Below are 11,303 nucleotides of genomic sequence, written 5' to 3'. Positions count from 1 at the left end.
AATCAAACAATAATACTTAGATTTATATTGAGTTAGTTTTCAAATTTTGTGCGATTTATTTGGTAGCGCCTTGCGTTGCAAGTTGTCGCAACGTTTTAACTTCATGCGGCGATAATACTCGACCTTCACCAGCACCAAGACCTTTTAAATCAAGAGGTCCAAATGATACACGTGAAAGTTTGGTTACTTTAAAACCAAAATGCTCAAACATACGGCGAACTTGACGGTTGCGTCCTTCTGTAATCGTAATTTCGATTAATGAGCTGTTTTTCGTTTTATCTTGCTTTTTAACTTTAACTTTCGCAGGATGCGTCATTCCATCTTCTAATTCGATACCGCTTTCTAAAGCTTTAACTTGTTCACGTAAAATATAGCCTTCAATTTTTGCGATATACGTTTTAGGTATTTTATATCGCGGATGCGTCATTAAATTGGTGAATTCACCATCATTTGTTAATAGTAAAACACCAGATGTATCATAATCCAAGCGTCCGACCGGATATATACGCGTTTCTAAATCGTCAAAGTAATCTGTTACAACCCTTCTTCCCCTATCGTCAGAGACGCTTGTTATCACTTGCGTCGGTTTATAAAACAAAATATATAATTTATCTTCAAGTTCTAATGGAATTCCTTCCACACTTACACGGTCTGAAGGTCCAACTTTTGTACCTAATTCTGTGACGACTTTACCGTTTACTTCTACTTTACCTTCTAATATTAATTTTTCGGCTTTTCGTCTTGATGTATAGCCGCTGTTTGCGATGCGTTTTTGTAATCGTTCAAATTGTGTCATTCTGTTGCTCCTTTCTGATTAACGAGCTCACTAAAAAAGTTTTCTATTTCTTCTTCATCTTCGTCCGTCGTTGGAAGTGCTTCTAACGATTGAAGACCAAAGACATTTAAAAATAAATCTGTCGTAAACAACTGTTGACCACGTGTTTCAGGATGCTGTTTCGGTTCGACTAATCCTTTGGCGATTAATGTTTTAACAGGTCCATCGGAATTAATTCCACGGATCATTTCAATATCACTTCTTGTCATCGGTTGATTGTATGCAATAATCGCTAGTACTTCCATTGCTGCTTGTGAAAGTTTTGTTTTCCCTTTATTAACGATGAGTGCTTCTATATATTGTTCTGCTTCTTCAGTTGTTGTTAAAACCAATGTTTCACCAAACTGATGCAACGTTAAACCAGCAATATGAAAGTTTTGAATATATTGTTCTAATTGCGTTTCATCAACTTCTAATATTTCAGCCAATTGTTTACGTTCAATGCCATCTTCGCCGACAGTATAAAGAATGGCTGTCATGATTTCATTATGATTTAAAGTCATAGTTGACTCCTTTTGTAATATTAAAATTGTCAAAGGCTTGTGTTTGTTGAATTTGTATCATTCCCGTTTTTGCCATTTCGAGTAGTGCTAAAAAATGTGTGACTACATGTTCAATGGTTTCATTAAAGGTAAACAAGTCAAAAAATGTGATAGATTGTTGGTGTTGTAATTTGGAATGAATATGCGCTGTAGATTGTTGAATCGTAAATGTCTCTTTTTTGATGTGAACTTTTGTAGGTTTCTTTAAAGCCACCCTTGTTTTCATTTTTTGATATGCCACAATTAACTCGGTTAAATCAATCGTCGTATCTTCAGGCATACGCTCTGATTTTTCATAATGAGACAAATCAGAAGGTGTTTTCGTATAAAAATGAGCACGCGCTTCTTTTTTTGTTTCTAACAGCGAGGCATAGGCTTTAAAATTTTGATATTCAATCAGTTTTTCTACAAGTTCCTCACGAGGATCCTCGTCATCATCATCTGTTTGCGCAATATCGGGTAATAACATACGGCTTTTAATCATTAACAGTTCACTTGCTACAACTAAATATTCACTCGCTACATTTATTTCAAGCTGATTCATGGCATGAATATATTGCATGTATTGTTCTGTTAATGCTTTCATTGGAATATCATATATATCAATTTCAAATTCTTTGATTAAATGGAGTAATAAATCTAAAGGCCCATTAAAGGCTTCTAATTTCACCTCATACATGCGTGTTTTGCCTCATTTCTAATTGCAAGTTGGATGCATTGTATCCCAAAATATTATAGCATGTTTATGAGTAACAATAAATTTTGGAGTGATAATTTTGCATCAACAACTTATAGAATTTTATGTACAGTTTCATCAAAAACAACATTACTTCTTATGTCATGATATATTGGAAGATGCATGGAAAGCGCAAGCCTCGTTTACAAAAGAAGACCCTGTCGTCGCCCTTATTCTTATTGCAACAGGGTGTTATCACCACCGCAGAGGTAATTTTGCTGGCGCACATCGGTCTTATAAAAAAGCTTTAAACACCATTCGCCAACATGATGAAGCAACATATAAAGATTTAGGAGTAAAATATCATCAATTTGAAGTTTTATTAATCCAGTTAATAGCAAGTACTGAACGAAAACAATGCTTTACACCTATCGTCATACCACTCACTCATAAAATGTTAGAAAATATTTTAACCCATTACCCTAACTATCATATACTCACAACAGTAACCGCATCACCTTATATTCTGCATCATCACAAATTACGCAACCGAGATGAAGTCATTGAAGCACGTATGCAAGCATTACAAAATAAAAAACGTTAGCTTAAAATAAATTAAGTTAACGTTTAAGCACGTGGATGGTATTCTTGATACATTTTCCTAATTTGTGTTTTTGAGACATGTGTATATAATTGTGTTGTAGAAATATCAGAGTGTCCTAACATTTCTTGTACCGCCCGTAAATCGGCACCATTTTCAAGTAAATGCGTTGCAAATGAATGTCTTAACGTATGAGGCGTGAGCCGTTTTTGAATACCGGCTTTTTGTCCTGTTAGTTTGATCATTTTCCATATTCCTTGCCTTGTTAAAGGCTTGCCATGCATATTTAAAAATAGCGTGTGTGTTACATGTTTTTTTAATAATTGGGGGCGCACAGTTTCCATATAGTTTCGTAGAAAATCAATGACTGTTTCGCCGAGCGGCACAATGCGCTCTTTATTTCCTTTTCCGAACACTTTCACAAAGCCCATCATCAAGTTAATGTCTTCTACCTCAATACTTATCAGTTCTGATACCCGCATGCCAGTAGCATATAAAAGTTCTAACATTGTTCGGTCACGATAGCCGTTGTTTTTTGAAATGTCAGGCGTACAAAGTAAAACATCAATTTCCTCTACAGATAATACATCCGGTAACTTCCGCTCATATTTAGGCGTTTCAATAAGAACGGTTGGATCGTTAGATGAGAATTTTTCGCGTAAGGCAAATTGATGAAAACTTCTAATAGTCGAAGTGAAACGTGCAATCGATTTCGTTGAACGGCCTTCATCATGCAACACGCCAAACCATTGCTGTAATGTTTGACGGTCAATAAAATCAAGGTGTGTGATTTTGCGCGTTTGTAAATAATTTAAATAATGATTTAAATCTCGACGATATGCTGCAATTGTATTTTCTGACAATCCTTTTTCAAGTTGAATAAATCTTAAATATTCATCGATAGCGTCTTGCATGTAATCACCTTCATTTCATATTAAAAGGTTAAGTGATTTATTTAGCTTTATTATTATTTTGACATGATTCGCAAATGCCATGAAATGTCAAACGGTGATCCAGTATTTTGAAATTAAATTCCCGCTCTACACGCTCTTCTACTTGTGGTAATAAATCTTCATCAATTTCATCAACGCGGCCACACTCCATGCAAACTAAATGATGATGGAAGTGTTCAGATCCTTCTTTACGCAAGTCGAAACGGGCCACGCCATCTCCAAAGCTCACTTTGTCTACAACTTTTAAGTCTGCGAGTAGCTCTAACGTACGGTAAACTGTAGCAAGTCCTATCTCAGGTGCTTTTTCTTTTACCTTTAAGTAAACATCCTCTGCACTTAAATGGTCAGCTTCGTTTTCAATTAATACTCTCACTGTCGCTTCCCTTTGCGGTGTGAGTTTATATGAAGATTGTTGTAATTGTTGCTTCACGCGATTTAATCGTTCTTCCACGGAAGCTTCACCCCTCTACTGAAATTTAAAATCATTTTAATGTGTATGAATTACTTGTATTAAATTAACAGTAATTGAGAAAAAAAGCAACCCTTCCAGCATTTTATTTAGAATGATTATAATGTGATAATAGATACTGGAACGCTATTAATGTTTTAGCATCCTTGATTTCACGGCCTTCAACTGCTTTTTTAACATCGTTCATAGTAAAATAGATTTTCTCAACAAATTCATCTTCATCTAACTGCATCTCCCCTTTTTTCAGATTTTCTGCAAAATAAATTGAGATTAACTCATTGGCAAAACCAGGTGTTCCGTAAACTTCACCTATGAGTTCAAGATCGTCTGCGATGTATCCGGTTTCTTCTTCAAGTTCTCTTTTGGCAGCGGAGATTCGACGTTCACCCGGTTCTAATTTACCAGCTGGAATTTCTAATAATGTATCCTCTAACGCTTTTCGATATTGTTTAACTAAGATAACTTCATTTTCAGGAGTCAAAGCACAAATAGCGACAGCACCGTTGTGTTTAACGACTTCACGGTAGGATGTTGCTTGATTGGGGAGTTCTACTAAATGTTTTTCAACCGTAATGATTTTACCTTCATATATTGTATTTTTTGAAATTGTTTTTTCTTGAAATGACATCTTATGCCTCTCCTTTTCATTTATCCCATAGGTTTGCTAGAATGAATATGATTAAATTTTAACGGAAGGTGTGTACCGATGCAAAAGAATACGTTAAAAAGCGGGCTTCAATTATCTGAAATGGGATTGGGATGTATGAGTCTTGGAATTGATTTTAAACAAGCGCAAGCCATTATAGAGACGGCGTTAGACTCAGGTATCACATATTTTGACACTGCAGATATATATGACAAAGGCATCAACGAGGAAATTGTAGGAAAAGCATTAAAACCCTATCAAAACCGAGACGATATCGTAATTGGTACTAAAGTGGGAAATCATCTAAAAGAGAATGGCGAAACATTTTGGGACCCTTCAAAACAATATATAAAAGAAAACGTCAAACAATCTTTACGGCGCCTCCAACTAGATTATCTGGATTTATATATGCTCCATGGAGGAACGATAGACGACCCATTGGATGAAACGATCAGTGCTTTCGATGAATTAAAAAAAGAAGGTCTGATTAAAGCGTATGGCATATCATCTATTCGGCCAAATGTGATTCAATATTATTTACAACATAGTCAAATTGAAACGATTATGTCCCAATTTAGTTTAATTGATAATAGACCGGAAACGCTTTTAAAAGATATAGAAGCTAAAGGTGTTAAAGTGTTAGCAAGAGGACCTGTGTTTAAAGGACTACTTACAGATAACTATGATAATGTCTTAGCAAAGAAATTTAAAGATGGTATTTTTGATTATTCATACGATGACCTTAAAAAGACTATAGACACCTTATATGAGTACGAACCTCAACTTACCGCATTGTCCTTCAGTTATTTAAAGTCCTTTGATGTGTTAGGGTCAATCATTTCAGGCGCGAGTTCACCCGAACAAATAAGAGAAAATGTGAAACAATATGAGCTGAATATTTCAGAAGATAAAATTCAGCATGCGCGTCAATGCGTTAAAAATATTGAATACGATCAACATTTAAATTAATATACAAAACCCCCGATACGCGATGAGTTGCATATCGGGGGTTTATAATGATTGTCTTAGTTTAATCGTATTGGCTATTTTCTTTTTCTAAAGATGAAGTAAATTCCTAGAACGATACACCCTATTACAACCCATGTTATCCATGATTGCATTAACGCTTTACCTGTGTTTGGTAATTCACTAATGAATTTCGGAATGCCTGGTTTCGGCTGTTCTGATGTTTTAGGATTTTCAGAAGGTGTACCAGGTTCATTTGGTTTCTCTTCTTTTGGATTATTTGGTTCCGATGGTTTTGTAGGGTCAATAAATGTATTTGTAATGATTAAATTCCCCATATCATCGTTATTTACAGATACATGATAATGCTCAAGTTGCGTACGCTCTTTCACAGTATAAGTGATGTTTTTACCTTTCGCTTTTTCTTCAAGATCTTTCCACGTATGTGTCCATTTATTTTTATCATTTAAAGAAACAGTTTCACCAGTAGCTTTACCATCAGCCAGTAACTCCACTTCAATTGATTCAGGACGTTGTTTATTCATATTTTGATGATCTTCCCAATGCTTCGTCACCGTTGCAGAAGTTTTACCAGGTGTATACGAATTTGTAATGGTCGTGCCATCAATTGATGTTGAATAATGATCGACATGATCTTCTGTTACGCTGTAATTGATTTCTTTACCGTTTTCATATTTCGGCAATTGATTAAATGCGTATGTCCAGTCTGAAGTTGCATCCACCGTTGTCGAATCAACTTCTTCACCATTTTTCAATAAATTTACTTTAATTTGATTAGGACGTTTACCATCTTGGTTGTCATTGTCTTTCCATACCTTTTTGCCTTCAACTTTTGTCGTTTCTGGCGTATAAGCATTTGTAATGACTAAGTTTCCAATATTGTCATTGTTAACTGAAGTTTCATATCCTTTAACTGCAGTTGTTTCTTTTACTGTATATTGAATAGTTTTGCCATTTGATTTTTCATCAAGATCTTGCCATGTATGTGTCCAATCATTGTCAGATTCTAACGTTGCAGTTTTACCAGTAGCTTCACCGTTCGCTAAAAGTTCTACATCAATAGACTTCGGTCGATGACCATCTTGGTTATTATGATCTTCCCAATTTTTAGTTACGGTTGCAGACGTCTTACCTGGTGTATATTGATTTGTAATTGTCGTGCCATCGATAGTAGTTGAATAATCTTCAACGTGATCTTCCGTGACAGTATATTGAACTTCTTTTCCATTGTCATATTTTGGTAAATGATCAAATGAATAAGTCCAATTTGAAGAAGCATTTACAGTTTGCGATTCAATTTTTTCTCCGTTTTTGAGTAAATTGATCGTCACTGATTTAGGACGTTTGCCATCTTGATTATCTTTATCATCCCAGACTTTTTTACCTTCTACCTTAGTTAATTCGGGTGTATGTGTATTCGTAAGTATTACATTGCCGATATTGGAATCATCAATTTTAGATGTATATCCTTTTACGTTAGAAAGTTCTTTTACAGTATAAGTGATGTTCTTACCTTGTGTTTTTTCATCAAGATCTTGCCATGTGTGAGTCCAATTGTTACTTTCAGATAATGTAGCTTTTTGACCTGTGGCTTTATCATTTGCGTATAATTCCACTTCGATTGATTCAGGACGATGACCATCTTGATTGTTAGCATCTTCCCAGTTTTTAGTGACCGTAGCAGACGTTTTCCCCGGCGTATACGTGTTCGTAATTGTTGTGCCATCGATAGTCGTTGTGTAATCAGAGACGTGGTCTTCTGTTACTGTATAATCAACCATTTGTCCATTTTCATACTTTGGTAAATCGGAGAATGCATAATGCCAATTAGATGCGGCATTAACATTTTGAGAATCGACTTTTTCACCATTTTTCAATAAATTAACAGTTACAGATTCTGGACGTTTACCATCTTGATTATCTTTATCGTTCCAGACTTTTGTACCGTTTACTTCTGTAGTTTCAGGTGTATAGTGATTCGTAATAATCAAGTTACCCATATTACTATTATCAATAGATGAAGTATACGCATTGACCTTAGAAATTTCTTTCACAGTATAAGTAATCGTTTTACCTTGTGCTTTTTCATCCAGATTTTGCCATGTATACGTCCATTCATTTTCTGAATTTAATGTTACTGTTTTTCCAGTTGGCACGCCATCTGCTAGAAGTTCAACTTGAATGTTAGCTGGGCGCTTGCCATCTTGGTTGTTAGCATCTTCCCAGTTTTTAGTGACCGTAGCAGACGTTTTGCCAGGTGTATATTTGTTTGTAATTGTAGTATCGTTAATCGTAGTCGAATAATTCTCAACATGATCTTCTGTAACTGTATATTCTATCACTTTACCATTTTCATACTTTGGTAAGTTAGTAAATTCATACTTCCAATCGGTATCTTTCGTAACAGTTTTAGACTGTACTTTTTCACCATTCGCAAGTAAATTAACGGCTACAGAATTTGGACGTTTACCGTCTTGATCATTTTTGTCGTCCCATACTTTTTCACCAGTAACTTTAGTTGTTTCAGGTGTGTAATGGTTCGTGATTGTTGTACCTTCAACTGTAGATTTATAACCCTCTACTGCCTTTTCAGATACTTTGTAATCAATGGTTTTTCCATTTTCTTCTTTAGGTAAATCTTTAAATTCATATGTCCACCCATTAGCGGCAGAAGCTTCAGTTGTTTTAATGACTTTTCCGTCTTTAAGTAAATTAATTGTTACAACATCGGGACGTTTGCCGTCTTGATTGTTTTTATCGTCCCACTTCTTTTCACCAGAAATTGAAGTCGTTTCAAGAGGCTTTTCAGTATTTGTGACTGTTAAACCTTCTTCTTTTTTAGTATAGCCCTCTGGTGTAGTGTCGTTACCTTGCGCGTCAACTTCTTTTACAACATAGTCTATAGCTTTACCATCTTTATCTACTTCTGGTAAACCATTCCATGTTACTTCCGTTGTTCCGTTTTCTAATGTTTTAACTTCTGTATTTGGAACAGCTGTTTCTCCACCATTCGTGTCTTTTTGGAATAATTTAAAATAAACAGTCGGATGATTCGCTTTAGTATCTTTCCAAACTTTTTTAGCTGTTACGTCTTTCGTTTTCTCTGCTGCTTTAGAGTTGTCTATTTGAATAAAATAACCTTTAGTATCCGAATCTTTTAATTCAAAAGGATATGTTTGATTTTTATCAAAGGTATAAGGAGCTGGGGCATCAATTTCTTTAATAATATAGCTTCCGCTAGGTAGTTCTTTTATATTTGCTATACCTTTATCGTCAGTTGTTAATTCAATAGACGTTTGTCCATTTTTAATAACACTTCCATCCGATTTTGCTAAGGTAAATTTAACATCTGGAATCGGTAATTTAGTATCTTTATCAACTTTTTGAATTTTTAATTCACCTTTAACGGTACCTTGAATACCAGCATTAGCGCTAATATTCTGAACTGAATAATCAAATGATTGACCCGCTACCTCTGGTTGATTGTGTTCTTGATACCAAGCTTGTGTTTTATTTACAAACTCAGGTTGTGTTTCATTTGTGATTTTTGTTTTATAGCTTACTATAAAGTTGTTTTTTGAAGCATACCCTTGGGGTATAAAAATGTTTATTGTATTATTACTCTCGTCTACTGTTAAATTTGATCCTGGGTATTTTTCTTGAAATTCCTTTATAGCTGTTGGGCCAGTTATATTATTAGGATGAGAGCCTTCCACTTGTATATTTAATGTACTTAAATCAATTTTTTGACCACCTTGTATTTGGTCATGAATCGTTAAATCTTTAATAACATAAGCCTTTTGAGTATTGATATTTAAAAACCATCTAACATAATCAGGCTCACTTGGTTGCATATCTCCCGTTTTATAATAAAAGACTCCTCCTGTTCCCGCTTCACTTTTTGTTACTGATAATTCCGCACTTTTAGTACCAGATGTAATAGACCCGTTTTGGGTATTCTGCTGTGTTGTATTAGTTAGATTACGTCCTTGAACTTCAAATTCAGCAAAACCAGAGACATCTTTTAATTTTTCGACATTTTGATTAAAAGTAATGGTGGCCCCATCAGAGTTTATTAGCACCTGTCCAACCACTTGTTCATTAACAGTTAATGGTAATGATTTAATGTATCCTTCGACTTTTAAATTACCTGTAGTTGGCCATGAAACTGTAATTATATCACCATTTTTGATAGGACCATTTGTGTCACTAAAATCTACCCTTACTTTAGTATTTCCACCATCATTTATTTGCGATGGAGATACAGTTAAACTTGTAACGTTTGTAGAAGAAATGTCACTTGCTGCTGTAACGTTACTACTTTGAAATATTGGTGCTAAAACATTTAATAATAGTACAAAGACCATAAATACCAATATTTTTTTGTTCATCATATTCCCCCCATTTTTCAAAAGATTTAGTAATTCAAATATTACTAACCAAATTATATACTATACCACTAAATAAAGGAATATAATTTTAATGTAAATTTTGTTTGTTTTTAAAGACAAAGTTTTGATGGCACAAAATTGTGGTTGTTAATACTAACTAAAATTTCAACAAACTTGAAAAATTTATACTTTTAATCCCTCAATGATGTTTAATATGCCACTTTAGGGAATGTATTACTATAAGGTTATAAGAGTGGTTTAGATGTTCACCCTCTTTTCATGAGCACAATTTGTTTTATGTTAAAATAAATGTAAACTAATCATTTAGGATGTGACACGCTTTATGAAAATCGTATTTTATGGTGCTGGTAACATGGCAAATGCGATATTTAAAGGAATTATAAATTCAAAACTGATTCCTCCAGAAAATATTTATGTAACTAATCGCTCAAATCAACAGATGTTAGAAGATTATCATCGGGAATTAGGGGTTCATTATAGTTACGATGATGAAGCCTTGTTGAAAGATGCTGACTACGTTTTTTTAGGGGCAAAACCGCATGACTTTGACCAATTGGCTGATAGAATTCGCGGTTATATAGATGAAAAGAACAAATTCATTTCAATTATGGCTGGTTTATCAATCAGTTATTTACGTGAAAAACTGAACCCTCATAACCCTATTGCACGTATTATGCCTAATACGAATGCACAAGTGGGTCATTCAGTAACTGGTGTCAGTTTTTCTCGCAATTTTGGACCGCGTTCAAAAGATGAAGTGTTATCGCTAATTAATGCATTTGGCTCAGCAATTGAAGTTAAAGAAGATCACTTACATCAAGTTACTGCGATTACAGGAAGTGGTCCGGCATTTCTTTACCATGTTTTTGAAAAATATGTGAATGCGGGGACAAAATTAGGACTGGAAAAATCAGAAGTTGAAGAATCGATACGCGAACTTATCATTGGTACAGGTAAAATGATTGAACGTTCAGATTTAAGTTTGGAACAGCTTAGAAAAAACATTACGTCTAAAGGTGGCACTACGCAAGCAGGCTTAAACAAACTATCAGATTATGATATTGAGGGTATTTTTGAAGATTGTTTAAATGCGGCTGTAAATCGAAGTGTTGAATTGTCTGCTAAAGATGATAATGATAGTGAAGGATGACATGAACCATTAGCGTTAAGTACGGAGGCATT

General features: G+C 34.6%; 10 protein-coding genes. 3 read left to right on the top strand and 7 right to left on the bottom strand.

Features of this window, described 5'->3' with window-relative positions:
- Positions 1 to 55: 55 nt before the first annotated feature.
- Genes SHYC_RS06895 through SHYC_RS06885 form a run of 3 tightly spaced genes read right to left on the bottom strand, consistent with a single transcriptional unit; the run spans position 56 to position 2,056 of the window.
- Positions 56 to 796, bottom strand: a complete 741-nt coding sequence (locus SHYC_RS06895) for a pseudouridine synthase (protein WP_039645669.1) — start codon at positions 794 to 796, stop codon at positions 56 to 58.
- Positions 793 to 1,338, bottom strand: a complete 546-nt coding sequence (gene scpB, locus SHYC_RS06890; protein WP_039645667.1) for an SMC-Scp complex subunit ScpB — start codon at positions 1,336 to 1,338, stop codon at positions 793 to 795. The genes SHYC_RS06895 and scpB overlap by 4 nt, the downstream gene beginning before the upstream one ends.
- Entirely contained in the window at positions 1,322 to 2,056 is a 735-nt protein-coding gene (locus SHYC_RS06885; protein ID WP_039645665.1) for a segregation and condensation protein A, read from the bottom strand. The genes scpB and SHYC_RS06885 overlap by 17 nt, the downstream gene beginning before the upstream one ends.
- 97 nt (positions 2,057 to 2,153) lie before the next feature.
- Here SHYC_RS06885 and SHYC_RS06880 point away from each other — a divergent pair, with 97 nt between their 5' ends.
- The gene (locus tag SHYC_RS06880; protein ID WP_052257833.1) at positions 2,154 to 2,657 is read left to right on the top strand and encodes a DUF309 domain-containing protein; all 504 of its coding nucleotides are present in this window, start codon (positions 2,154 to 2,156) and stop codon (positions 2,655 to 2,657) included.
- A 23-nt stretch (positions 2,658 to 2,680) separates the two neighbouring features.
- Here SHYC_RS06880 and xerD read toward each other — a convergent pair whose 3' ends face one another.
- From xerD to SHYC_RS06865, 3 genes are all read right to left on the bottom strand, one after another.
- Positions 2,681 to 3,568: a site-specific tyrosine recombinase XerD gene (gene xerD / locus SHYC_RS06875; RefSeq protein WP_039645663.1), complete on the bottom strand. Its 888-nt coding sequence runs from the start codon at positions 3,566 to 3,568 to the stop codon at positions 2,681 to 2,683.
- Between the two features lie 37 nt (positions 3,569 to 3,605).
- The gene (gene fur, locus SHYC_RS06870) at positions 3,606 to 4,058 is read right to left on the bottom strand and encodes a ferric iron uptake transcriptional regulator (protein ID WP_039645661.1); all 453 of its coding nucleotides are present in this window, start codon (positions 4,056 to 4,058) and stop codon (positions 3,606 to 3,608) included.
- Positions 4,059 to 4,161: 103 nt separating this feature from the next.
- Positions 4,162 to 4,704, bottom strand: coding sequence for an NUDIX hydrolase (locus SHYC_RS06865; RefSeq protein WP_039645659.1), 543 nt, complete (start codon positions 4,702 to 4,704; stop codon positions 4,162 to 4,164).
- A 78-nt stretch (positions 4,705 to 4,782) separates the two neighbouring features.
- Here SHYC_RS06865 and SHYC_RS06860 point away from each other — a divergent pair, with 78 nt between their 5' ends.
- The gene (locus SHYC_RS06860; RefSeq protein WP_039645657.1) at positions 4,783 to 5,691 is read left to right on the top strand and encodes an aldo/keto reductase; all 909 of its coding nucleotides are present in this window, start codon (positions 4,783 to 4,785) and stop codon (positions 5,689 to 5,691) included.
- A 74-nt stretch (positions 5,692 to 5,765) separates the two neighbouring features.
- Here the strand turns inward: SHYC_RS06860 and SHYC_RS12030 are convergent, their stop codons facing one another.
- Positions 5,766 to 10,100 (bottom strand): Cna B-type domain-containing protein, encoded by a 4,335-nt coding sequence (locus SHYC_RS12030; protein ID WP_082021540.1) that lies wholly within the window; start codon positions 10,098 to 10,100, stop codon positions 5,766 to 5,768.
- Between the two features lie 343 nt (positions 10,101 to 10,443).
- On the opposite strand from SHYC_RS12030, the gene proC reads away from it, so the two are divergent.
- Entirely contained in the window at positions 10,444 to 11,271 is an 828-nt protein-coding gene (gene proC / locus SHYC_RS06850; protein ID WP_039645655.1) for a pyrroline-5-carboxylate reductase, read from the top strand.
- Positions 11,272 to 11,303 lie beyond the last annotated feature (32 nt).

Source organism: Staphylococcus hyicus, from assembly GCF_000816085.1.
GTDB lineage: Bacteria > Bacillota > Bacilli > Staphylococcales > Staphylococcaceae > Staphylococcus > Staphylococcus hyicus.
Note: the sequence above shows the minus strand (reverse complement) of the source record. Positions and strands in the feature narration are given on the sequence as shown.

Bases quoted from the DNA above. Each gene is read 5' to 3' on its own strand.
- SHYC_RS06895 (WP_039645669.1), bottom strand. From the start codon at position 796: ATGACACAATTTGAACGATTACAAAAACGCATCGCAAACAGCGGCTAT.
- scpB (WP_039645667.1), bottom strand. From the start codon at position 1,338: ATGACTTTAAATCATAATGAAATCATGACAGCCATTCTTTATACTGTC.
- SHYC_RS06885 (WP_039645665.1), bottom strand. From the start codon at position 2,056: ATGTATGAGGTGAAATTAGAAGCCTTTAATGGGCCTTTAGATTTATTA.
- xerD (WP_039645663.1), bottom strand. From the start codon at position 3,568: ATGCAAGACGCTATCGATGAATATTTAAGATTTATTCAACTTGAAAAA.
- SHYC_RS06865 (WP_039645659.1), bottom strand. From the start codon at position 4,704: ATGTCATTTCAAGAAAAAACAATTTCAAAAAATACAATATATGAAGGT.
- SHYC_RS06860 (WP_039645657.1), top strand. From the start codon at position 4,783: ATGCAAAAGAATACGTTAAAAAGCGGGCTTCAATTATCTGAAATGGGA.
- SHYC_RS12030 (WP_082021540.1), bottom strand. From the start codon at position 10,100: ATGAACAAAAAAATATTGGTATTTATGGTCTTTGTACTATTATTAAAT.
- proC (WP_039645655.1), top strand. From the start codon at position 10,444: ATGAAAATCGTATTTTATGGTGCTGGTAACATGGCAAATGCGATATTT.